Here is a 22,638-nt window from a genome sequence, read left to right on the forward strand (position 1 = left end):
GCCCCGCCGCATGACCCACGACGCCGCCACGCCGCCCGCCGCCACGGAGACGATCGAGACCCGCCAGGTGGAGGTGCGCGACCCCGCCGCCGCGCCCCTGCTGGCCGGCCTCCACCTGGAGTACCACACCAGGTACGGGCCGAACGACGAGCTCGGCCGCTACCCCGACGCCGAGTTCGCCCCGCCGGGCGGCTCGTTCCTGATCCTGGTCGAGCGCGGCGTGACGGTGGCCGGGGGCGCGTTCCGCCGGTACGACGCCGTGACGGCCGAGCTCAAGCGGATCTGGACCCACTCCGGCCACCGCAGGCGGGGGCTCGGGCTGCTGGTCGTGCGGGCGCTGGAGGAGGAGGCTGCCCGCCGGGGTTACCGGCGCGTCCACCTGACGACCGGCCCCCGCCAGCCGGAGGCCGCCGGGCTGTACCTGCGCGCCGGGTACCGGCCGCTGCACGACCTGTCCGTCCCCGTCGAGACGCTGGACCACCTGATCTTCGAGAAGGACCTCCCGGCCGGCGGCGGCCGGGATGCGGGTCAGGACGTGTGGGCGCCGGAGGTCCAGGACGCGTAGAGGTCGGCGTACACGCCGTCCTCTCGCAGCAGCTCCTCGTGCGGGCCCCGCTGGACGACGCGGCCGTGCTCGAACACCAGCACCTCGTCGGCCACCTCGGCGGTGGACAGGCGGTGGGCGATCGACACGGCCGTGCGCCCGCGCGTGACCCCGTCCAGGGCGCGGCCGATGCGCACCTCGGTGGCCGGGTCGACGGCGGAGGTCGCCTCGTCGAGCAGCAGCAGGTCGGGGTCGGCCAGGTAGGCGCGGGCCAGGGCGACGAGCTGGCGCTCGCCCGCCGACAACGACTCGCCGCGCTGGCCGACCGGAGTCTCCAGCCCCGCGGGCAGGCCCTCCAGCCAGTCGGTGAGGCCGAGCTCGGTGAGGGCGAGCGTGATCTCGGCGTCGGTGGCCGAGGGACGTCCGTAGCGGATGTTGTCGGCCAGCGAGCCGTCGAACAGGAAACCGTCCTGCGGCACCATGACGATCCGCTCGCGCAGCGACGAGAAGCGCACCTTGCGCAGGTCCACGCCGTCGACCAGGACGCGGCCATCGGTCGGGTCCATGAGCCGGGTGAGCAGCTTGGCGAACGTGGTCTTGCCCGACCCGGTCTCGCCGACCACCGCGACGCGCGTGCGGGGCGTGATCTCGACGCTCACGTCGTGCAGCACGGGCGGGCCGCCGGGGTAGGCGAAGCCGACGTTCTGGAAGGTGACCGTGATCGCGCCGCGCGGCAGGACGACGCCCGCCGCGCCGGGATCGGCCACGTCCGCCGGGGTGTCCAGCACGCCGAGGACGCGGCGCCAGCCCGCGATGGCGTTCTGCGCGTCGTTCAGCACTTCGGTGGCGGTCTGCAGCGGGCTGATGAACAGCGTGATCAGGAACAGGAAGGCGATCAGCTTCCCGGGCGAGATCGTCCCGCCGACGCCGAGGTGGACGCCGAGCACCACCACGCCCGCGATGGCGACCGCGCCCACCAACTCGGTGATCGGGAACGTGGTCGCGACGATCTTCTGGGCCCGGGTTTGCGCCTTCCGGTGCGCGTCCACCGCCGTGTCGATCCGCCGCGCGATCCGCTCCTCCGAGCCGTACGCGCGGATCACCGCGCTGCCGACCACCGTCTCGCTGACGGCGGCCAGCATGTCCCCGGTGCGCTCGCGGACCCCGGTGTAGGCGCGGGCCACCCAGCGCTGGAACCGCGGCAGCGCGATCACCAGCGGCACGAAGCAGGCCCAGACGAGCAGGGCGAGTTGCCAGGAGTAGACGGCCATCAGCACGCTCGCGATGAGCAACTGACCTAGCGAGACGATGACCATCAGGCCGCCCCACTGCATGAACGTGCTGATCTGGTCGACGTCGCCGGTGACCCGGGAGACCAGCGCGCCGCGCCGCTCGGTGTTCTGCGTGAGCACCGACAGGTCGTGGACGTGCCGGAATGCCTTGCCTCTGAGCGAGGCCAGGCCGGACTCGGTCGAGCGGTACAGCCGGACGTTCATCAGGTAGCCGCACACCGCGGTCAGCATCACGGCGACGGCGCACAGCACGACGGCGTTCCTGATGAACGGCAGGTCGGGCGTCGTACCCTTCAGCCCGCGGTCGATGACCTGCTGAATCGCGATGGGGACGATGATCTTGCCGACCGTGGCGAGCACGGCCAGCGTCAGCGTCACCGGCAGCCCGACCTTGAACTCCGGCGACAGCGCGAACCCGCGCCGGAACGTCGCCAGCGCCGAGCGCTCGTTCACCGACAGCGTCATGCCACGATCTCCTCACCGGCGTCCAGCGCCGCGCGCTCGGCCTCCTCACGTTCGTAGGCCGTCACCAGGTTGCGGTATCCCTGGCAGCGGCCGAGGAGCTCGTTGTGGGTGCCGCGGTCGGCGACCCGTCCACGTTCGAGGTAGACCACCTCGTCCGCCAGCGCGATCGTCGCCATGCGGTAGGCGACCACGATCACCGTCGACTCCGGCGACCCCTCGCGCAGGCCGAACAGGATCCGTCCCTCGACCTGCGCGTCCACGCTGGAGGTGGCGTCGTCCAGGATGAGCAGCCGCGGCTCGCGCACCAGGGCCCTGGCGAGCGCGAGCCGCTGTCGCTGGCCGCCCGACAGGGTCGCGCCGCGCTCGCCGACCCGAGTGTCGATGCCCTTGGGCAGCGCGCTGACGAACCCCTCGGCCTGGGCCAGCCGCAGCGCCGCCCAGATCTTCTCGTCCGGCACGGCGTGATCGCCGTCGTCCCCGAGGGTCAGGTTGCCGCGGACGGTGTCGTCGAACAGGAACGTCTGCTGCGGGACCAGCGAGACGGCGGAGCTGAGCCGGCCCGGCGCGATGTCGCGCAGGTCGACGCCGTCCACGCGGACGGAGCCGTCGTCGGGGTCGATCAACCGGACCAGCAGCTGGGTCAGCGTGGACTTGCCAGACCCGGTGGGCCCGACGATCGCGACGGTCCGGCCGGGCCGCACGTCGAAGCCGACCCCGGACAGCACCGGCGCGTCCGGGGTGTAGCCGTAGGTCAGGTCGCGCACCTCCACCCGGGCGGGGCCGGTGCCGGGCAGGAGCTCTCCGCCGTACTCCATCGAGCCGGTCGCGTCCAGCACGGCGCGCACCCGCGTCCAGCCCACGACGCTGCGCGGCAGCTCGGCCAGCACCCAGCCGAGCGCGCGCACCGGGAAGGCCAGCAGCGTGAACAGGTAGGACACCTGGATCAGCTCGCCCGCCGACACGGCGCCCGCCTGAAGCCGGACGGACCCGAACAGCAGCACGGCCAGCACGCCCAGCGTGGGCAGCGCCTCCAGCAGGGGGTCGAACAGGCCGCGCACGCGCCCGACAGCGATGTTGGCGTCCCGCAGCCGGTCGGCCCCGGCCTGGAAGCGGGCGGCCTCGGTGTCCTCCCGGCCCAGGGTCTTGACGACCAGCGCGCCGTCGAAGCTCTCGTGCGCGATCTCGCTGACCTCGGCGCGGACCTGCTGCGAGCGCATCATCAGGGGCGACAGGCGGCGCTGGTAGACGAAGTTCATTCCGGCGATGGCGGGGAAGATCAGGAAGCCGACGATGGCGAGCAGCGGGTCCACCAGCAGGATCGCGACCGCGGCGGTGACCAGCATGACGACCACGCCGACGGCCATGGGCAGCGGCGCGAGCGGCGCCCAGGCCGCCTCGACGTCGGAGCTCGCGTTCGACAGCAACTGGCCGGTCGGGTGGCGGTGGTGCCAGGCGAGGGGAAGCCGCAGGTACTGGCGGGTGACGGCGCGCCGCGAGCGGGCCTGCATGCGGTACTGCATGATGCCCGCGAGCGCCCTGCGCCCGATCACGCCCGCCGCCTTCAGGACGGCCACGCCGACGATCAGCAGGGCCGCGATGAGCAGGGCCCCGGTGCTCGCCTTCCCGTCGCGGAAGGCGGGCAGCACGGCGTCCTCCGTGGCCCGGCCGAGCGCCCACGACGAGCCGACCGTCATGATCCCGTAGACGGAGCTGGCGAGCACAGCGCCCGCGAACACGCGCGGTTCCGTCCTGATGGCGTGGCCGAGGACACGGAATCCCTGGCGCATGACGGTCGGGTTGGAGTCGCGCTCGCTCGGCACGCCGGGGGTCCTCTCGAACGGGGGCCGTCTGGGGAAGACGGGGGCTTTCACACAGCTTCGACGTAGGGCGTTGGGAGTTGCCTGCCTAAATCCCTATCATCCGCAGCAACCCGTTTATTCCCACCCCCTACCGCGCCCGATCGGCCGCACGCGCCGATGAGTAGGGTGATCGGGTGACGCACGCACGCGCCGAGCGCGCCGCACTCTGTGACCTCCTCGACGACCTGGGCCCCGACGCGCCCACGCTGTGCGAGGGCTGGACGACCGCCGACCTCGCCGCCCACCTCGTGCTCCGCGAGCGGCGGTTCGACGCGGCGGGCGGCATCGCCATCCCCGCCCTGGCCGGCTACACCGCGTCCGTGCAGAACCGCATCAAGTCCGGTAAAAGCTACGCCGAGATCGTGGACGCCGTGCGCCAGGGCCCGCCCAAGTGGACGCCGTACGGCTTCGTGCCCGGGCTCGACAGTATGGTCAACACGCTGGAGTTCCTGGTCCACCACGAGGACGTCCGGCGGGCCCAGCCGGGCTGGGAGCCGCGCGAACTGCCGGCCGATCTGGCCGAGACCGTCTGGAAGCGGCTGGCGAGCGGCGGCCGGTTCATGTTCCGCCGGGCGCCGGTCGGCGTGATACTGCGCCACACCGACGGCCGCCGGGCCGGGGCCAAGAAGGCCGAGCCGCACGTGGTCGTCACCGGCGACCCGGCCGAGCTGCTGATGTACGGATTCGGCCGCCAGGACCACGCCCGCGTCACCTGCGATGGCGACCCCATGTCCATCGCCCGCCTGAACGCCACCCACCTCGGCGCCTGACCTCCCGAACCCTCCGAGCGGAGCGAGGCCATAGGCACAGCACAACCGGATATCCGGTTTTAGGTCATATCGGATGTGGCGTGGATATGATCGCCACGGGGTCGTTCCATGACCGATTGCGGAGATCAGGGCCTTTGGCCCCCGGGTAGGACCTCGTCACCGGACCCGCGGGAGGCAGCCGATGAAGACCAAAAAGGTGCTGTTGTACCTCGCCATCGCCTTCGTGGTCTTCTACATGTACTCCCGGCCCGCCGAGGCCGCGACCGCCGTGAAGGGCCTGTTCAACGGCATCAGCTCCGGCGCGTCGCAGCTCGCGATGTTCTTCTCACGCCTGCTGGGCTGACCCGCGCACGCGTCCGCCCGCGCACGCGTCGACGGCCCGGCCGGGAACGGGGCCGGGAGCGGACCACCTCCCGGCCATGCCCGTCCGGCGAAAGCCCGCCGCCCGGTCGAGCGATCGCGGGCCCCGGGTCACTTCTGGTCGGCCTTGACGGGGAGCAGGCAGAGCACCCAGCCGACGCCGCGCGGTGCGAGAGCCCGGCCGTCGAGGCCGGGCCCCGGCGGCCGGGCCGCACCGGACGCTCATCCGACGACGATCAGGACCTCGGCGGACCCTCGGCGGACCTCAGCGGACGGGGTGGCCCGACTCGCGCAGCGTCTTCTTGACGTCGCCGATCGTGAGATGGCCGAAGTGGAAGACGCTCGCGGCCAGCACCGCGTCCGCGCCCGCCTCCACCGCCGGTGGGAAGTGCTCCAGCGCCCCCGCGCCGCCACTGGCGATGACCGGCACGGTGACGGCCGCGCGCACGGCCCGGATGATCTCCAGGTCGTAGCCGTCCTTGGTGCCGTCGCCGTCCATGGAGTTCAGCAGGATCTCGCCGACGCCCAGCTCCTGGCCGCGGCGCGCCCACTCGATCGCGTCGATGCCGGTGCCCCGCCGCCCGCCGTGCGTCGTCACCTCGAACCCCGAGGGCGTCGGCGGGCCGTCCACCACGCGCCGGGCGTCGACCGACAGCACGACGCACTGCGCGCCGAACCGGCGCGAGGCCTCGGTGAGCAACTCGGGGCGGGCGATGGCGGCGGTGTTCAGCGACACCTTGTCGGCGCCCGCGCGCAGCAGGCGGTCGACATCGTCCACCGAGCGCACTCCCCCGCCGACGGTCAGCGGGATGAAGACCTGCTCGGCGGTGCGGCTCACCACGTCGAACATGGTCTGCCGGTCGCCCGAGGAGGCGGTGATGTCCAGGAACGTGAGCTCGTCGGCGCCCTCGGCGTCGTAGCGCCGGGCCAGCTCGACGGGGTCGCCCGCGTCCCGCGTGTTCTCGAAGTTGACGCCCTTGACCACCCGCCCGGCGTCCACGTCCAGGCAGGGGATCACGCGCACGGCGACGCTCACGACCGCCCCTCCCCCAGGCCCCACACCGAGCCCGCCACCGAGCCGTTCACGACCGCACCGCCGCGAGCGCCTCTTCCAGCGTGAACGCCTGCGCGTACAACGCCTTGCCGACGATGGCGCCCTCGACCCCCTCGGGGACCAGCGTGGACAGCGCGCGCAGGTCGTCCAGGGATGAGACGCCGCCGCTGGCGATCACCGGCTTGTCGGTGCGGGCGCAGACGTCGCGCAGCAGGTCCAGGTTCGGGCCGCGCAGCGTGCCGTCCTTGGTCACGTCCGTGACGACGTAGCGGGGGCAGCCGTCGGACTCCAGCCGGTCCAGCACCTCCCACAGGTCGCCGCCCTCCTTCGTCCAGCCCCGGGCGGCGAGCGTGGTGCCGCGCACGTCCAGGCCGATGGCGATCCTGTCGCCGTACTCGGCGATCACCTTGGAGCACCAGGTCGGGTTCTCGAGGGCCGCCGTGCCGATGTTGACCCGCCGGCACCCGGTGGCGAGCGCGGCCTCCAGGGAGGCGTCGTCGCGGATGCCGCCCGACAGCTCCACCTGCACGTCCAGCGCGCCCACGACCGAGGCCAGCAGCTCGCGGTTGGAGCCCCGGCCGAAGGCGGCGTCGAGGTCGACCAGATGGATCCACTCGGCGCCCGCGCTCTGCCAGGCCAGCGCGGCGGCGAGCGGATCGCCGTAGGAGGTCTCCGTGCCCGCCTCCCCCTGTACCAGGCGGACGGCCTGGCCGTCGGCGACGTCCACTGCGGGGAGCAGAACCAGCGACATTGTTCACGACCTCCGGTCGAATACGACGGTGACGAGCACCGGGACGAGCAGTAGGGACAACACCAGGACGCCCGCCCGGGCGGCCCACCCGTCGAGCAGGATCCAGGCCAGGGCCTGCACGAGCACGAACAGCACGGCCACGACGGCGTTCTGCGCGCGGTGGCGCCGGGCGATCAGGCCGCCCTGGCGGGCCACTCGAATCAGACGGGGCCGGATCGGACGGGGGACGCGCCCCGTCAGGCGGTTCCAGCGCGCGCGCCGCCGGGCGAGCCTGGCCTCGCGCTCGGCGCGCGCGGCGGCCTGCCGGGCATGCTCGGCCTCCCGCTCGGCGCGGCGGCGGGCGCGCTCCTTGCTCACACGGCCCCCTAACCGAGGGTACGGGCCACGGCGAGCGGGCCGTACCCGCCCGGTAAGGCCGTGCCGCGCGGGCTCACAGCGTGCCCAGCCAGTTCTTGAGCAGCGTGGCCCCGGCGTCCCCGGACTTCTCCGGGTGGAACTGCGTGGCCGACAGCGGCCCGTTCTCGACGGCCGCGACGAACGGCACGCCGTGCTCGGCCCAGGTGACCAGCGGCGGGGTGAACCCGGGGCCGGCCTCCAGCTCCCACTTGCGCACGCCGTAGGAGTGCACGAAGTAGAAGCGCGTCGCGGGATCGAGCCCGGCGAACAGCACCGAACCCTCGGGCGCCTGGACGGTGTTCCAGCCCATGTGGGGCAGGACGGGCGCGTCCAGCCGCTCGACGACGCCGGGCCACTCGCCGCACCCCTCGGCGCGCTCGCCGTGCTCTACGCCCTCGGCGAACAGGATCTGCATGCCGACGCAGATGCCGAGCACGGGACGTCCCCCGGCCAGGCGGCGGCCGATGATCTGGTCGCCGCGCACGGCCCTGAGGCCGTCCATGCAGGCGGAGAACGCGCCGACGCCGGGCACGACCAGCCCGTCGGCCGCGAGCGCGGCGTCGGCGTCGGCGGTCACGGTGACGGTCGCGCCGGCGCGGGCCAGCGCGCGCTCGGCCGAGCGAAGGTTGCCCGAGCCGTAGTCCAGGACGACGACGTTCACCACCACAACACCCCCGCGGCGAGAGCCAGCACGGCGCCGGCGCCGACCAGGACGGCGCCCACCTTGATGCCCTGCCGGGCGAAGGAGTACGTCCCGCCGATCAGGAAGAGACCGACGAAGATCATGGCGATGGCGGTCCAGTTGGAGGTCACAGCACGCCCTTGGTGCTCGGCACGCCCGTGGCGCGGGGGTCGCGCTCGGTGGCCTCGCGCAGCGCGCGGGCCAGCGCCTTGAACTGCGCCTCGACGATGTGGTGGGCGTTGCGCCCGTACGGCACGCGGACGTGCAGGCACACGGCGGCCTGGGCGACGAACGACTCCAGGATGTGCCGGGTGAGGGTGGTGTCGTACTCGGGGCCGATCATCGGGGCCATGCCCTCGGGCTCGGAGTGCACGAGGTAGGGGCGGCCGGACAGGTCGACGGTGACCTCGGCCAGCGCCTCGTCCAGCGGGCACGACGCGCTGCCGAACCGCCGGATGCCGGACTTGTCGCCCAGGGCCTCGCGGAAGGCGGCGCCCAGCGCGAGCGCGGTGTCCTCGATGGTGTGGTGGGAGTCGATGTGCAGGTCGCCGTCGGTCTTGACGGTCAGGTCGAACAGGCCGTGCTTGCCGAGCTGGGCGAGCATGTGGTCGAAGAAGCCCACGCCGGTGGCCACGTCGACCCGGCCGGTGCCGTCGAGGTCGACCTCCACCAGCACCGAGGTCTCCTTGGTCGTACGCTCCACGCGGCCGGTGCGCGGCCTCGGCTCGCGTACGGCGGGACTGGTCACAGGATCGCCTCCAGGTCGCCGCGTCCGGACGTTCCGGCCGCGGGGGTTGATCGGGACGGGTCCGCGGCGGCGGGCGCCGGGAGGTCCTCCAGCACGGCGGACATCGCCTCGCGGAAGGCCTCCATCTCGCCGGAGGTGCCGACCGAGACGCGCAGCCACCGCGGCGGCCCGACCTCGCGGATCAGCACGCCGCGCTCCAGCAGCCCCTGCCACACCGCGCGCCGGTCCGGGAAACGCCCGAACAGCACGAAGTTGGCGTCGGAGTCTGCCACGGACAGGCCCCGCTCGCGCAGCCACCGCACGCAGGCGTCACGCTCGGCGCGCAGCCGGTCGACCGTGCCGAGCAGCTCGTCGCGGTGCGCGAGCGCGACCCGCGCCGCGGCCTGCGTCAGCGTGGACAGGTGGTAGGGCAGGCGCACCAGCAGCAGCGCCTCGATCACGGCCGGGTCGGCGGCGAGGTAGCCGAGCCGGGTGCCGGCCATGGCGAACGCCTTGGACATCGTGCGCGTGACGATCAGCCGCGGGTTGCCCGGCAGCAGGCTCAGCGCGCTCGGCGTGCCGGTGCGGGCGAACTCGAAGTACGCCTCGTCCACGACGACCATGCCGGGCGCGGCCTCGGCCACCCGCCGGATGACCTCCAGCGGCAGCGCCGTGCCGGTCGGGTTGTTCGGGCTGGTCAGGAACACGATGTCGGGACGGTGCTCCTCGACGGCGGCCACGGCCTTGCCGGGGTCGATGCCGAAATCGTCCTCACGGGCGCCGGAGATCCACCGGGTGGCGGCGCCGGTCGTGATGATCGGGTGCATGGAGTAGGACGGCTCGAACCCCATGGCCGACCGGCCCGGCCCGCCGAACGCCTGCAGGATCTGCTGGAGCACCTCGTTGGACCCGTTGGCCGCCCACACCCGCTCGACGCCCAGCCCGTGGCCGAGGTAGGCCGCGAGGTCCTCGCGCAGGGCGACGGCGTCGCGGTCGGGGTAGCGGTTGAGCTCGGAGGCGTCGCGCCGCACGGCCTCGGCGAGGTCGGCGACCAGGCCCGGCGAGGGCGGGTAGGGGTTCTCGTTGGTGTTCAGCCGCACCGGCACGTCGATCTGCGGCGCGCCGTACGCCGAGCGCCCGCGCAGGTCGTCGCGGATGGGCAGGTCGGCCAGCGTGGCCCTGCGGCCGGCCGCGTCCGCCGTCATCGCGTCCCCCCGCCGAACCGGGCCCGGACGGCTGCGCCGTGGGCGGGGAGGTCCTCGGCCTCCGACAGCGCGTAGACGTGCGCGGCGGCCTCGGCGAGCGCCTCGCGCGTGTAGTCGACGACGTGGACGCCGCGCAGGAACGTCTGCACCGACAGGCCCGAGGAGTGGCAGGCGCAGCCGCCGGTCGGCAGCACGTGGTTGGACCCGGCGAGGTAGTCGCCGAGGGACACCGGGGAGTAGGGGCCGACGAAGATCGCCCCCGCGTTGCGCACCCGGGCGGCGACCTCGGCCGCGCCGGCCGTCTGGATCTCCAGGTGCTCGGCGGCGTAGGCGTCGACGACCTTCAGCCCGTCCTCCAGGCTGGAGACCAGCACGATGCCCGACTGGCGGCCCGACAGGGCCTCGGCGATCCGCTCGGAGTGGCGCGTGGCGGCGACCTGGCCGGGCAGTTCCTTCTCGACGGCCTCGGCGAGCTTCTCGCTGGTGGTCACGAGCACGGCGGCGGCGATCACGTCGTGCTCGGCCTGGCTGATCAGGTCGGCCGCGACGTGCGCCGGGTCGGCGGTGTCGTCGGCGAGGACGGCGATCTCGGTGGGACCGGCCTCGGAGTCGATGCCGATGCGGCCCTTGAGCAGGCGCTTGGCGGCGGCGACCCAGATGTTGCCCGGACCGGTGACCATGGAGACCGGCGCGCATTCCTCGGTGCCGTAGGCGAACATCGCCACGGCCTGGGCGCCGCCGACGGCGTAGACCTCGTCCACGCCGAGCAGCGCGCACGCCGCGAGGATGGTCGGGTGGGGCAGCCCGCCGAAGTCGGCCTGCGGCGGGGACGTCACCGCCAGGGACGGCACCCCGGCCTCCTGGGCGGGCACGACGTTCATGACGACGCTGGAGGGGTACACCGCGCGGCCCCCGGGCACGTACAGGCCCACCCGCTCGACGGGCACCCACCGCTCGGTGACCGTCCCGCCCGGGACGACGTGCGTGGTCACGTCCGTGCGGCGCTGGTCGTGGTGGACGAGCCGGGCGCGGCGGATCGACTCCTCCAGGGCGGCGCGGACGTCGGGGCCGAGCCCGGCGGCGGCCTCGGCGATCGCCTCGGCGGGCACGCGGGTGGACTCCAGTTCGACGCCGTCGAACCGGGCCGTCAGCTCCCGCACGGCCGCGAGGCCCCTATGGCGAACGTCGTCGCACACGGGCCGCACCTTCGCCAGGGCGGCCTCGACGTCGAGCTCGGCGCGGGGCAGCACGTGGCGCAGGTCCTCGGGAAGGGACCCGCGCAGGTCGATACGGGATATCACCGGTCCAGTCTACGGAGGGCGGCGCCCCGGTCCGGTCTTGGTCCGCCATTCGGACGGCGCCTTTACATTGTAGATTTTAACTTCGCGTTAAGCTGAGCGCCGTGAGCAAGGCCAAGAGCAAGGGAGGCCAGGGCACTCCCGCGACCGTCGCCCTGACCCAGGCGGGCGCCGCCTTCAGCCTCCACCCCTACGACCACGACCCGAACGCCCAGGCGTACGGCGAGGAGGCCGCCGACGCACTCGGCCTGCCCTACGCGCGCATCTTCAAGACCCTCGTGGCCGAGGTCGAGTCCGGGCTCGCCGTCGCCGTCGTGCCGGTGTCCGGCAAGCTGGACCTGAAGGCGTTCGCCGCCGCCCTGGGCGGCAAGCGCGCCGCCATGGCCGACGCCGCCAAGGTCGAGCGGGTGACCGGCTACGTCGTCGGCGGCATCAGCCCGCTCGGGCAGCGCAAGGCCCTGCCCACCGTGGTCGACTCCTCGGCGCTGGAGTTCGAGACGATCTACTTCTCGGCCGGCCGCCGGGGCCTGCAGATCGAGACCGCGCCCGCCGAGCTGGTCCGCCTCACGCGGGCGGCGACCGCCTTCATCGCCAAGCAGTCCTGACCCATCGGTTGATCAGGTCTTGCCATCGCCCGCGAGGGCGCCCCGCCGACAGACTGGCGTGGTCAGGGCGATCAGAATGAGGCGAGGACGAGCCGAGGGGTCACGATGGGCGAATCGACCGAGTTGTTCTACCTCTCCGCGCTCGAAATGCGCGACCTGCTGCGATCCAGGCAGATCAGCGCCACCGAACTGGCCGAGACGCACCTGCGACGGATCGACGAGGTCGGCCGCGAGGTCAACGCGATCGTCACGCTGACCGCCGACCTCGCGCTCGACCAGGCCCGCGAGCTGGACGAGGACGCCGCCCGCGGCCGGTGGCGCGGCCCGCTGCACGGCCTGCCCATCGCCTACAAGGACCTGACCGACACCGCCGGCGTCCGCACCACCTACGGCTCGCGGCTGTTCGCCGACCACGTCCCCGCCGCCGACGCCCTGGTGGTGCGGCGCGCCCGGGCGGCGGGCGCCGTGACCGTCGGCAAGACCAACACGCCCGAGTTCGGCACCGGCTCCCACACCGTCAACGAGGTGTTCGGCGCGACCCGCAACCCCTACGACCTGTCCCGCAGCGCCGGCGGCAGCAGCGGAGGGGCGGCCGCGGCCCTGGCCTCGGGCATGGTGCCGCTGGCCGACGGCTCCGACATGGGCGGGTCGCTGCGCAACCCCGCGTCCTTCTGCAACGTGGTCGGCCTGCGCCCCACACCCGGCCGGGTGCCGGACGCCTCCCCCACCTCGGCGTGGTTCACGCTCGGCGTCTCCGGGCCCATGGCGCGCACGGTGGGCGACGCCGCGCTGCTCATGAGCGTCATCTCCGGCTTCGCGCCCACCTCGCCGTTCGCGATCCGCGAGGACGGCTCGGCCTTCGCCGCCTCCCTCGACCCCGACGTCACCGGCCTGCGGGTCGCCTTCAGCCCCGACCTCGGCGGCCTGCCCGTGGACCCGCGGACGGCGGCCGTCACGGCGGAGGCCCCCGCGGTGCTGGCCGGGCTCGGCGCCAAGGTCGAGCAGGTCGACCTGGACCTGTCCCCGGCCGAGGATGCCTTCCGCACCCTGCGTGCCTGGCACTACCTGAACGCCTTCGGCGGCCTGCCCGCCGACATGGTGGGCCCCAACGTCGCCTGGAACGTCGAGCGGGGCCGCGCGGTCACGGCCGCCGACCTCGCCCGCGCCGAGCGCCTGCGCAGCGCCCTGTTCCAGCGCATGAACGCGTTCTTCGACCGCTACGACGTGCTCGTCGCCCCCGTGAGCCAGGTGCCGCCGTTCCCCGTCGACCAGCCGTACGTCACCGAGGTGGCGGGCACGCCGATGCCGGACTACCTGGCGTGGATGCGCTCGGCGTACTGGATCAGCGTCCTGCACGCCCCCGCGGCGTCGGTCCCCTGCGGGTTCACCCCGGAAGGACTGCCGGTGGGCGTGCAGATCGTCGGACGGCCGTGGGCGGACCTCACCGTGCTGCGGGTCGCCCACGCCATCGAGCGGGCGACCGGCCACGGCGGCGTCCGCCCGCCTCTCTGATCACGGCCTCGGCTCTGATCACGGGCTTTCGCGGCCTCTGACTCCGGGCCTCAGCCCGCCTCGCCGACGCGCTCGGCGACGTCGGCCTCGAAGTCCTCCAGGAGCCGTTCGCATTCGGCGACCCGCTCGCGGGCCTTGTCGCGGCTGGGGACGCCGATCCAGTCGCGGCCCTCGACCTTGCGCAGCCAGCGGCGCAGCTTCTCGAGATCCTGCCGGATCTCTTCGGCCTCCTCGAACGTGTAGTTCTCGCGGAACCGCTCGAACTCGATCTCCTTGAAGAACTTCGTCTCGCACTCTTCGACGATCTCCTCGTACTCCTTGGTGGAGTTGGCGCGGAAGCCGTCGACGATCTGCTCCTGCTCGCGGTCGTCGACGTCGTCGAGGACGAAGAAGTGGCTGGAACCTTCCAGCTCGGCGATGCGCTCGCACACGCGCCCCAGGGCCGCCCGCAGCTCCTCGCGGTCGGGCAGCACGCAGACCGCCTGCTGGAGGTAGAGGGCGCCGAGCCGCTTGAGATCGCGCCAGACCGCGACGCGCGCCTTGGACGACTGGGACGGCACGCGGTAGATGAGCAGCAACCACCGCCGCCCGATCTCGGATTCCTTCGCCACCGGCCCAGATTACCAGCCGTTGACATACCCAGAACAAAATAACTATCGTTTCGATGAAACATCTGCTACACACAGCAGGGAGATCATCGGTGCAAGGGACGACCCTGGGTCTGGTCGGCTCCACCTTCCTCGCCTCGTTCGTCGAGTTCGTCGAGGCACTGACCATCGTGCTGGCCATGGGCTTCACCCGTGGCTGGCGATCCGCCCTCGCGGGCACCGCCGCCGCGCTGGTGGCCCTCGCGGCGTTCACCATGGCGGCCGGCTACGCGCTGAGCACCTGGCTCCCCGAGGCCGCGCTCCAGCTCACCGTCGGCACACTGCTGCTGATCTTCGGACTGCAGTGGCTGCGCAAGGCCACCCTGCGCGCCAGCGGCCTCAAGGCGATGCACGACGAGACCGAGGAGTACGCCGGCCAGACCGCCGCCGCCAAGGCGGCCGGCTCCCGCCGGCGCTTCGGCATCGACTCCTTCGCCTTCGCCGTCTCCTTCAAGGGCGTCTTCCTGGAGGGCGTCGAGGTGGTCTTCATCGTCATCACCTTCGGCCTCAGCGCCGGCGACGTGCCCGCCGCGGTGTGGGGGGCGGTCGTGGCCGGAGGCATCGTGCTGCTGCTCGGCGCGCTGCTGCACCGCCCGCTCTCGATGATCCCGGAGAACACCCTCAAGTACGGGGTGGGCCTGCTCCTGGCCTCCTTCGGCACCTACTGGGCGGTCGAGGGCCTCGGCGTGTTCGGCATCGGCCACGAGAGCCTGGACTGGCCCGGCGGCGACCTGTCGATCCTGGTCCTGCTGGCCGGCTGGCTGCTGCTCTCCCGCGTTCTCGTCGTCGTGTTGCCCAAGCTGAAGCGCCCCGCCCCGGTCGCGGCGCTCGGGAAGGAGATGGCCCGGTGAAGTTCCTCAAGGGCTTCGTGATGTTCTGGTACGACTTCATCATCGGAGACGATTGGAAGATCGCCGCGGCGGTCGTCGCCGCGCTGGCGCTCACCGTGCTGGCGATGACGGCGGGCATCCTCTCCGGCACGGCCCTGGTGATCGTCGGCGCCGTCGCGCTGTTCGCGTTCTTCACCGTGAGCATGATCGTGGACGTGCGCGGGTGAGCCGGCACGGCACGCACCCATGGAATGCCCCGATGTTTCAGTAGCAGCCGTTACTTCTAGCACGGTGTCGAAGAGGTCTCATGCTCACTCCGTACGAATGCCGCTGCGGGCGCTCGCACGCCCCGGCCGCCGGCCGCTGGCGCTGCGACTGCGGCGGCCTGCTGGACCTGCCGCTCGCCCCGGCGCGGTGGCCGGCCGCGACCGGCGTCTCCTCGCTGTGGCGCTACCTGGACGCCGGGGACGTGCCCTGGCGGGAGGTCACGCTCGGCGAGGGCGGCACCCCGCTGGTCGAGGAGGACGGAGGGCTGTATCTCAAGATGGAGTTCGCCTCCCCCACCGGCTCCTTCAAGGACCGGGGCGCGGTCGTGCTCGTGGCGCTCGCCCGCGCGCTCGGCGCGGAGCGGCTGGTGGCCGACAGCAGCGGCAACGCCGGGACCGCGGTGGCCGCCTACGCGGCCCGCGCCGGCGTCCCGGCGCAGATCTTCGTCCCCGCCGGTACCAGCGAGAAGAAGCTGCTGCAGATCCGCGGGCACGGCGCCGAGGTCGTCGTGGTCGAGGGCTCGCGCGAGGACACGGCCGCCGCCGCCATCGCCCGCGTGGAGGAGACCGGCGCGTTCTACGCCAGCCACGTGTACAACCCCTACTTCCACGAGGGCACCAAGACCTACTCGCTGGAGATCTTCGAGCAGCTCGGCGGCGTCGTGCCCGAGACGCTGGTGCTGCCCGCGGGCAACGGCACCCTGGTGCTCGGCGCCCACCGCGGCTTCGCCGAACTGCGCGCCGCCGGTGTCATCGACCGCGTGCCGCGCATCGTCGCCGTCCAGGCCGAGTTGTGCGCCCCGCTGGCCGCCGCCTGGTCTGCGGGCGAGAAGGAGCCCCGGGCGGTACGGCCGGGCGGCACCGTCGCCGAGGGCATCGCCATCGCCGGCCCCGCCCGCGGATCGCGCATCCTGGAGTCCGTCGCGGACACCGGCGGCGTGTTCGTCACCGTCGGTGAGGACGAGATCGCCGAGGCGCACGCCGCGCTCGCCGCCCGGGGCCTGTGGGTCGAGCCCACGGGCGCGGTCTCCTACGCAGCCGTGCGGCGGCTGCGCGCCGAGGGCTCTCCCCTGGTCGCCGCCGGTCCGGTCGTGGCGCCGCTCTGCGGCTCCGGCCTCAAGGCGTCCCTGTGAGAGATGCTTCCGCCGGAGTGGGACGCCTCCGCGCGCTGGGCCCGGCGCCATCGGGCCCGCACGAATTCGTGTCCGCCCGGCACCGCGGCATCGGCCTGCAACTACAAGGCAGGCCCTACGTCACACTGGATGTCATGCCGCTCGGTCTGGCGTGAGCATCTGTCCATCAGGTCGCCGACTCGGCGGCGACGGAGGCGCGTACGTCGTTCATGTCGAGGCCGCGTGCCTGGTTGATGAGGTCGTCGAGGGCGGCCTCCGGCAGTGAGCCGGCCTGGCGGAAGACGAGGATGCTCTCGCGCACGATCATGAGGGTGGGGATCGAGGTGATCTCGAATGCCCCGGCCAGTTCCCGCTGAGCTTCGGTGTCGACCTTGGCGAAGACGAGCCCTTCGTGTTTCTCTGAGACCCGCTCGAATACCGGTCCGAACTTTCGGCAGGGGCCGCACCATTCGGCCCAGAAATCGATTATGACGAAGTCGTTGCCGGAGATGACCTCGTTGAAGTTGTCCGCGGTCAGTTCGATGGTGCTCATCCGTGGTACTCCTGCTCGGTGTCTGGGTGGTCGGCACTGCTTGGTGGTGGTCCGAGAGCTGAGACGGTCGGCGTTGGGCGTTGGGCACGGCGAGGTCGCGGTGCCCAACGCCCAACCCTGGGACGGCGTTCTTCGTGCCGTCCGCCCACCGCTCACGCCGTTATCGGGCGGCGACGGCCTCGGTGACCTCGGCGTCGTCTTCGGCCACGGGGGCGGAGTTCTTGGGGCCGCGCAGGGCGATGTAGACGAACAGAACACCCATGACGGCGACGCCTGCCCACATGGCCTGCTGCCAGCCGTCGACGAAGGACTGCTGGGCGGCGTGGATCAGGTCTTGGGCGTGCGAGCCGGTGCTGCCCGCCACCTCGATGGCATTGGCGATACCTTCGCGCGCGGTGTCCGCGGCACCCTGGGGAATGCCCTGCAGGCGGTCGTCGATGGCGCTGCGGTAGCCGGCTGACAGCAGCGCCCCGAGCAGGGCGACGCCGAGGGCAGTGCCGAACTCGCGGGTGACGTCGTTGAGTGCGGAGGCGACGCCCTGCTCCTCGCGCGGCAGGGAGCCGGTGATGGCCTCTGTGGAGGGGGTCATCGACAGGCCCATGCCGATGCCCATGGCGAGCATGCCGGGCAGGGTGGTCAGGTAGCCGCCGTCGGCGGAGACAAAGAGGGCCATGAGGGCCAGGCCGACGGCGGCCAGCGCGATGCCTGTGGCCATGGTCGTGCGGGAGCCGATGCGTGCCTCCAGCTTGGCGGCGAGGCCGGACGTCATCATCATCATGACGGCCATGGGCATCAGGGCCAGCGTGGACACCAGCCCCGACCAGCCGAGCACGGCCTGGAAGAACGGGAAGAGGACCACGGCGATGCCCGCCTGGACGCCGAAGACCACCAGCAGCGTGATCGAGCCGCCGGCCAGCCTACGCTCACGGAACAGGCGCACGTCCAGCAGCGAGGCGTCCCGGCGGTGCAGCTCCCAGGCCACGAAGCCGATGGCGGCGATGAGACCGACAGCGAGACTGATCAGAGTCGCGGGCGCGGTCCAGCCACGCTCGGGGCCCTCCTGCAGGACGAAGATGAGCCCGACCACCGCGACCGTGGATACCAGCGCGCCGACCGTGTCGAAGCTGTGGTGGGACCTCTCGCGGGAGTTGGGGACCGACTTCAGCGTCATGGCCAGGGCCACGATGACCAGGACCACGGGCAGGACGAACAGCCAGCGCCAGTCGGCGACGTCGACGAGGAGCGCGGAGAGGAACATGCCCAGGATGCCGCCGCCTCCGGCGACGGCGGTCCACACACCGATCGCCCTGCCGCGTTCCTCCTCGGGGAAGGTGGAGGTGATGACGGCGAGAGTGATGGGCATGATCATCGCGGCGCCGATACCGCCGGCCACGCGCGCGGCCAGCATCACCTCGGCCGTCGGAGCCAGGCCCGCCGCGACGCCGGCGACGCCGAAGACGCCCAGCCCGGCGATCAGCATGGGCTTGCGGCCCAGGCGGTCACCGATCGCGCCGAGCGGCAGCAGCAGCGCGGCCAGGGTCAGGGTGTAGATGTTGATGATCCACAAAATGATGTTCTGTGAGGCGCCGAACTCGACGGCCATGTGCGTCTGGGCGACGTTCAGCCCGGACACCGACGCGATGACGGCCATCAGCGCGATGCAGGCGGCAATCAGAATGGCTCGCAGCTGACGCGCATCCGGTGCGCCTCCGCCGCTTCCGTCAGCGGCCGCCACCTGTGGTTGCTGGCTCGTACTCATAGATCCCTCTCAAAATGGGCATGCAGAGTCAGGCGCCGGAGCAGGTCCGGTCGCCGAAGTGGATGGAGTAGGGGTCCGGCCACCACGCGCGGCTGAACGCGGGGGGTGCGGGCTGGTACGAGCCCTGACGTCAGACGGTGGTGCCGATCCGGGCCGCGGCGAGGGCCGCGTCGGTGTCGGCGGTGGCCAGGAGGGCGTTGATGTGGGAGCCCGCCAGAGCGCCCGCCGCGGCGGAGGCGCCCACCTGGGCGGTCAGGTCGGTGGCGTTGCCGGCGACCCACACGCCCGGCACCTCGGTGGTGCCGGCCATGCCGGAGGCGAAGCGGCGGCCCATGTTGTCGGGCAGGTCCTCCATCGGCAGCTTCAGGCCGCTCAGGCCCTCGGTGCGGGCCTGCATCCGCGTGGCGACCGCGAGGACGCGGCGGGCCACGACCGTGCCATCGGTCAGGCGCACGCCCGCGATGCCGCCGTCCTCGCTCGTCATGACCTCCCGCACCGGGGTGTCGATGATGCGGATGTCGCGGGCGGCGAAGCGCGCGCGGGTGTTCTCGTCGAGATCGGTGCCGTGGGTGAAGTAGACGAGGTCGTCGGTCAGCTGGCGGTACAGGAGCGCGTGGTGGATCGTGGCGGGGCCGGCGGCGAGGATGCCGATCGGTTCGTCGCGCACCTCCCAGCCGTGGCAGTACGGGCAGTGCACCACACCGTGCCCCCAGTGCCGGGCGAGGCCGGGCACGTCCGGCAGCACGTCCCGCAGGCCGGTGGCCACCAGCACGCGGCGCGCCGTCACCGTGCCGCCGTCGGCCAGGGTGACCATGAAACGCAGATCACCGTCGGCGGCCGGGGCGGCCGGTTCGGCAGAGGTCACCTCTCCGAATACGATCCGGCCGCCGTACCGGCGCACCTGCTCCCGGCCCCGCCTGAGCAGCTCGGCGGGCGGCGTGCCGTCCAGCACGATGAAGCCGTGCATGGCCTCGGCGGGCGCGTTACGCGGGGTGCCGCTGTCGATCACGACCACCGCGCGGCGGGAGCGGGCCAGCATCAGCGCACCGTTCAAGCCCGCGGGGCCGGCGCCGATCACCACAACGTCCACGGTCTCGCCAGGCAGTGCGTCGCTCGCGTAGCGGGAAGTCTGCACAGACATGTCGTGCCCTTTTCTCGTGCGTGGCCCCAGCCGCGTCGGGCCTTCTGCACACGACGTTAAACCCGCATTGCGAGAAGGGCATACGATGGTGCGCATGACGCAAGAAAGTGGAGAGCTGGACAGCCTCGTACGCAAACGCATCCGCGCCCTGCGGGTCGCGCAGGGCTGGTCCCTGGAAGAACTGGCCACCCGCGCCAACCTCAGCCAGTCCTCACTGAGCCGCATCGAGAACGGTCAGCGCCGCCTCGCCCTGGACCAGCTCGTCACCCTCGCCCGTGCCCTGGACACCACCCTCGACCAGCTCGTCGAGACCGCCGCCGACGACGTCGTCACCAGCCCGATGATCGACGGCGCCCACAGCCTGATGCGCTGGCCCGTGAAGGGCGACCCCGGCATGAGCGTCGTACGCCAGCGCATGACCGAGCCACCGCCCGACAACCCCTCCCGCATGCGCGCCCACCCCGGCAGGGAATGGCTGGTCGTGCTCTCCGGCACCGCGATGCTCATGCTGGGCCACCGGCGCTTCCGTCTCGAGACCAACCAGGCCGCCGAGTTCCCCACCATGATGCCGCACGCCATCGGCGCCGAAGGCGGGCCGTGTGAAATCCTGGGCATCTTCGACCGCGATGCCCGCCGCGGACACCAGCGCGACAACGCCGGCGACTGCGATACCCCTCGCATCTGCGAATGACGGCAACGCGCACCCCCGGTACGGGTGCGCGTTGCGCGTCGGGCACCGCCACGCGCCGACATCTTGCGCATCCCGGGAGCCGTCGCGCCGTTCGGCAAACCCGCCCTACGGTGACGGCATGACCCACTCACATCCGCACACCCCCCACCACGGCGCGCAGCACGGCCACCACCAGCAGGACGACGCCGGCCAGGCGGAAATCCTCGACCTGGACGCGGAAGTCCTCGCCGAGCACATCGCCGCCATCACCGCATGGCTGCCCCTGAAAACCGGCCCGCGCCAGATCGTCGACCTGGGCTGCGGCACGGGAGCGGGCACCTTCGCCCTCCTGAACCGTTTCCCCGAGGCTCACGTCATCGCCGTCGACGCCTCGCCCGGACACCTTCAGCGCCTGCGGGAGAAGTCGTGCGCCCAGGGTGTGGACGACCGTGTGCGTACCGTGCAGGCCGACCTCGACGCCGCCGACTGGCCCGACCTCGGCACGCCGGACCTGGTCTGGGCCTCGGCCTCGATGCACCACATGGCCGACCCCCACCACGCCCTGCGCAACGTCCACGACATGCTCCGGTCCGGCGGCCTGTTCGCCGTCGTCGAGCTGGCCGGGTTCCCCCGCTTCCTGCCAGAAGACGCCCCCGAAGACCGGCCCGGCCTGGAAGACCGCTGCCACGCCGCGACCGCCCACTTCCACGCCGAACACGTGCCCCACCGCGGCGCCGACTGGGGACCGATGCTCACCGCCGCCGGGTTCACCCTCGACGGCGAGCGCACCATCACCGTGAACATCGACGGTTCCCACAGCGAAACCATCGGCCAGTACGCCCTGGGCGCCTTTCGGCGCATCCGCGGCGTCGCCGCCGAAGCGCTCTCGGCCGAAGACCTCGCCGCGCTCGACCGGCTGCTCGACACGGACAGCCCCCACAGCATCCTGCGCCGCGACGACCTCCGGGTACGCACCGAACGCACCGTCTGGGCCGCACGCCGCATCTGACCCTCAACTCACGCCGATTGCCCGCCGGGCAACGCCGACGCCCAGTGTCTTGCCTTCTACGCAACCTTTTCCTGTATTTCAGACATGTCTTGTAGGTTAAGTAGTGATCCCGCGCGGCCCCTTCCGCGCAGACACCGCCGCGGACCCTCCAACTGGGCCCTCCAACTGGGGGCGTTCGCGGCGGAGAGAAAAGGAGCACTCTGATGACCGCATGTCTGCCCCCCTTCGGCCTGCAGGCCACGGCAGGCCATGACTCGGTGCCCGCCGAGTACGAGGCGTGGCGCGAGGGCCGGTGGGAAGAACTCACCGGAGCGAACGGCAAGGCCAAGGTCGTCGCCGTTCGCAGGATCAGCGACCGCGACACGCACACACTCCCTGGCGTGCCCGGTGAGTGGAGCCTCAACGAAGTCGGCGCCCTGACCGTGACGGCCGCGGCCGAGGACGGCTTGACCATCAACGGAACAACGGTCGACGGAACGGCCGAAGTGCCCTCGGACAGCGCTCTGGGATTTCCCAACGACCGCTTCGGCTTCGCCGGTAGCGCCGACGGCTCCTACGGCGTGGTGGTCATGGACCGCCATGCCGTCGAACGCTCCGGCCTCAGCGGGATCGAAACCTTCCCCTACGACCCCTCGTGGGTGTTCGAAGGCACCTACCGGGCGGCTCCCGAGGGCCGCCGCATCGAGGTGGGGCGGCTGACCACCCCGCGCAGCACCGAGGCCATCCTGGCCCCTGTCGACCTGGTCGTGACGATCGACGGCACCGAATACGTGCTGGCCGTCATCCAGACCATGCCCGGCCAGCGCCTGGTGGTGTTCACGGACGAGACCAACGGCAACGAGACGCCCGAGATCGGCCGCTGGCTCATGCTGCCCCTGCTGGAGCCCGGCAGCACCGTGCCGGTCGACTTCAACCAGGCGACGCTCTCCCACCACCACCTGAACCCGGCCATCTTCGGCTGCCCCCTCTCGCCTCCCGGCAACCACCTGCCCATCCGCGTCGAGGCAGGCGAACGCGCCCTGCTCCACCGGAAATCGGCGCCGCCGTACGGCGGGTGAGCCGCTCCTCCAGGTGGCCGGATCCGCGGCCGTTCGGAGGAGCCGCGCCCGCCCGTGGCGTCCATAGCGTCGT

25 protein-coding genes are annotated in these 22,638 nt (G+C 72.3%); 11 read left to right on the top strand and 14 right to left on the bottom strand.

Translation table 11 applies throughout. The annotated features are described in order from the left end of the window. The first annotated feature begins 10 nt into the window (after positions 1-10). Complete coding sequence (locus AB0M95_RS12040) at positions 11-565, top strand: GNAT family N-acetyltransferase (RefSeq protein WP_363762471.1); 555 nt, start codon at positions 11-13, stop codon at positions 563-565. Here the strand turns inward: AB0M95_RS12040 and AB0M95_RS12045 are convergent. Next, on the bottom strand, positions 529-2,301 hold the full coding sequence (locus AB0M95_RS12045) for an ABC transporter ATP-binding protein (protein WP_363762473.1): 1,773 nt from the start codon (positions 2,299-2,301) through the stop codon (positions 529-531). The genes AB0M95_RS12040 and AB0M95_RS12045 overlap by 37 nt on opposite strands. Beyond that, complete coding sequence (locus AB0M95_RS12050) at positions 2,298-4,088, bottom strand: ABC transporter ATP-binding protein (RefSeq protein ID WP_363762576.1); 1,791 nt, start codon at positions 4,086-4,088, stop codon at positions 2,298-2,300. Before AB0M95_RS12050 ends, AB0M95_RS12045 begins: the two co-directional genes overlap by 4 nt. Positions 4,089-4,294: 206 nt before the next feature. Between AB0M95_RS12050 and AB0M95_RS12055 the strand changes: the two genes are divergently transcribed. After that, positions 4,295-4,930 carry a TIGR03085 family metal-binding protein gene (locus AB0M95_RS12055; RefSeq protein ID WP_358513835.1) on the top strand — a complete coding sequence of 212 codons (636 nt, stop codon included), beginning with the start codon at positions 4,295-4,297 and terminating at the stop codon, positions 4,928-4,930. Between the two features lie 181 nt (positions 4,931-5,111). Beyond that, on the top strand, positions 5,112-5,273 hold the full coding sequence (locus tag AB0M95_RS12060) for a hypothetical protein (protein ID WP_363762477.1): 162 nt from the start codon (positions 5,112-5,114) through the stop codon (positions 5,271-5,273). A 282-nt stretch (positions 5,274-5,555) separates the two neighbouring features. On the opposite strand, the gene hisF is transcribed toward AB0M95_RS12060, so the two are convergent. The 8 genes from hisF to hisD form a co-directional block, all read right to left on the bottom strand. Continuing rightward, positions 5,556-6,326 (bottom strand): imidazole glycerol phosphate synthase subunit HisF, encoded by a 771-nt coding sequence (gene hisF / locus AB0M95_RS12065; RefSeq protein WP_363762479.1) that lies wholly within the window; start codon positions 6,324-6,326, stop codon positions 5,556-5,558. Positions 6,327-6,372: 46 nt separating this feature from the next. Then, the gene (priA, locus tag AB0M95_RS12070) at positions 6,373-7,095 is read right to left on the bottom strand and encodes a bifunctional 1-(5-phosphoribosyl)-5-((5-phosphoribosylamino)methylideneamino)imidazole-4-carboxamide isomerase/phosphoribosylanthranilate isomerase PriA (protein ID WP_363762482.1); all 723 of its coding nucleotides are present in this window, start codon (positions 7,093-7,095) and stop codon (positions 6,373-6,375) included. A 3-nt stretch (positions 7,096-7,098) separates the two neighbouring features. Continuing rightward, positions 7,099-7,452, bottom strand: coding sequence for a hypothetical protein (locus AB0M95_RS12075; RefSeq protein ID WP_358513827.1), 354 nt, complete (start codon positions 7,450-7,452; stop codon positions 7,099-7,101). 73 nt (positions 7,453-7,525) lie between these two features. After that, positions 7,526-8,158: an imidazole glycerol phosphate synthase subunit HisH gene (gene hisH, locus AB0M95_RS12080; protein WP_363762486.1), complete on the bottom strand. Its 633-nt coding sequence runs from the start codon at positions 8,156-8,158 to the stop codon at positions 7,526-7,528. Next, positions 8,149-8,304 (bottom strand): hypothetical protein, encoded by a 156-nt coding sequence (locus tag AB0M95_RS12085; RefSeq protein WP_358513823.1) that lies wholly within the window; start codon positions 8,302-8,304, stop codon positions 8,149-8,151. Before AB0M95_RS12085 ends, hisH begins: the two co-directional genes overlap by 10 nt. Beyond that, positions 8,301-8,921, bottom strand: coding sequence for an imidazoleglycerol-phosphate dehydratase HisB (hisB, locus tag AB0M95_RS12090; protein ID WP_358513821.1), 621 nt, complete (start codon positions 8,919-8,921; stop codon positions 8,301-8,303). The genes AB0M95_RS12085 and hisB overlap by 4 nt, the downstream gene beginning before the upstream one ends. After that, positions 8,918-10,105 (bottom strand): histidinol-phosphate transaminase, encoded by a 1,188-nt coding sequence (locus AB0M95_RS12095; protein ID WP_363762490.1) that lies wholly within the window; start codon positions 10,103-10,105, stop codon positions 8,918-8,920. Before AB0M95_RS12095 ends, hisB begins: the two co-directional genes overlap by 4 nt. Then, positions 10,102-11,406, bottom strand: coding sequence for a histidinol dehydrogenase (gene hisD, locus AB0M95_RS12100; RefSeq protein ID WP_358513817.1), 1,305 nt, complete (start codon positions 11,404-11,406; stop codon positions 10,102-10,104). The genes AB0M95_RS12095 and hisD overlap by 4 nt, the downstream gene beginning before the upstream one ends. Positions 11,407-11,507: 101 nt before the next feature. Here hisD and ybaK point away from each other — a divergent pair, with 101 nt between their 5' ends. Both ybaK and AB0M95_RS12110 read left to right on the top strand, forming a co-directional pair. Then, positions 11,508-12,008: a Cys-tRNA(Pro) deacylase gene (ybaK, locus tag AB0M95_RS12105; protein WP_363762493.1), complete on the top strand. Its 501-nt coding sequence runs from the start codon at positions 11,508-11,510 to the stop codon at positions 12,006-12,008. 105 nt (positions 12,009-12,113) lie between these two features. Next, a complete protein-coding gene (locus AB0M95_RS12110) occupies positions 12,114-13,520 on the top strand; it encodes an amidase (RefSeq protein ID WP_363762496.1) in 1,407 nt (468 codons plus the stop codon). Between the two features lie 50 nt (positions 13,521-13,570). On the opposite strand, the gene AB0M95_RS12115 is transcribed toward AB0M95_RS12110, so the two are convergent. Further along, positions 13,571-14,131, bottom strand: coding sequence for a Chromate resistance protein ChrB (locus AB0M95_RS12115; RefSeq protein ID WP_358513811.1), 561 nt, complete (start codon positions 14,129-14,131; stop codon positions 13,571-13,573). An 89-nt stretch (positions 14,132-14,220) separates the two neighbouring features. Here AB0M95_RS12115 and AB0M95_RS12120 point away from each other — a divergent pair, with 89 nt between their 5' ends. The 3 genes from AB0M95_RS12120 to AB0M95_RS12130 all read left to right on the top strand — a co-directional run bounded on the left by AB0M95_RS12120 (position 14,221) and on the right by AB0M95_RS12130 (position 16,396). Next, complete coding sequence (locus AB0M95_RS12120; RefSeq protein ID WP_363762500.1) at positions 14,221-15,018, top strand: hypothetical protein; 798 nt, start codon at positions 14,221-14,223, stop codon at positions 15,016-15,018. Further along, positions 15,015-15,224 carry a hypothetical protein gene (locus AB0M95_RS12125; protein WP_363762503.1) on the top strand — a complete coding sequence of 70 codons (210 nt, stop codon included), beginning with the start codon at positions 15,015-15,017 and terminating at the stop codon, positions 15,222-15,224. The genes AB0M95_RS12120 and AB0M95_RS12125 overlap by 4 nt, the downstream gene beginning before the upstream one ends. 80 nt (positions 15,225-15,304) lie before the next feature. Then, positions 15,305-16,396 carry a pyridoxal-phosphate dependent enzyme gene (locus tag AB0M95_RS12130; protein ID WP_363762505.1) on the top strand — a complete coding sequence of 364 codons (1,092 nt, stop codon included), beginning with the start codon at positions 15,305-15,307 and terminating at the stop codon, positions 16,394-16,396. Positions 16,397-16,562: 166 nt separating this feature from the next. Here AB0M95_RS12130 and trxA read toward each other — a convergent pair whose 3' ends face one another. From trxA to AB0M95_RS12145, 3 genes are all read right to left on the bottom strand, one after another. After that, positions 16,563-16,928: a thioredoxin gene (gene trxA, locus AB0M95_RS12135; protein ID WP_358513803.1), complete on the bottom strand. Its 366-nt coding sequence runs from the start codon at positions 16,926-16,928 to the stop codon at positions 16,563-16,565. Between the two features lie 160 nt (positions 16,929-17,088). Further along, entirely contained in the window at positions 17,089-18,579 is a 1,491-nt protein-coding gene (locus AB0M95_RS12140) for an MFS transporter (protein ID WP_363762509.1), read from the bottom strand. A gap of 238 nt (positions 18,580-18,817) precedes the next feature. Beyond that, a complete protein-coding gene (locus AB0M95_RS12145; protein WP_363762513.1) occupies positions 18,818-19,828 on the bottom strand; it encodes an NAD(P)/FAD-dependent oxidoreductase in 1,011 nt (336 codons plus the stop codon). Positions 19,829-19,922: 94 nt separating this feature from the next. Between AB0M95_RS12145 and AB0M95_RS12150 the strand changes: the two genes are divergently transcribed. The 3 genes from AB0M95_RS12150 (at position 19,923) to AB0M95_RS12160 (ending at position 22,565) form a co-directional block, all read left to right on the top strand. After that, entirely contained in the window at positions 19,923-20,519 is a 597-nt protein-coding gene (locus tag AB0M95_RS12150) for an XRE family transcriptional regulator (protein WP_363762516.1), read from the top strand. 118 nt (positions 20,520-20,637) lie between these two features. Further along, positions 20,638-21,507 (top strand): class I SAM-dependent methyltransferase, encoded by an 870-nt coding sequence (locus AB0M95_RS12155; RefSeq protein WP_363762519.1) that lies wholly within the window; start codon positions 20,638-20,640, stop codon positions 21,505-21,507. Between the two features lie 203 nt (positions 21,508-21,710). Continuing rightward, a complete protein-coding gene (locus AB0M95_RS12160; protein WP_363762523.1) occupies positions 21,711-22,565 on the top strand; it encodes a DUF1684 domain-containing protein in 855 nt (284 codons plus the stop codon). Positions 22,566-22,638 lie beyond the last annotated feature (73 nt).

It is taken from the genome of Sphaerisporangium sp. NPDC051017 (genome assembly GCF_040683095.1).
GTDB lineage: Bacteria > Actinomycetota > Actinomycetes > Streptosporangiales > Streptosporangiaceae > Sphaerisporangium.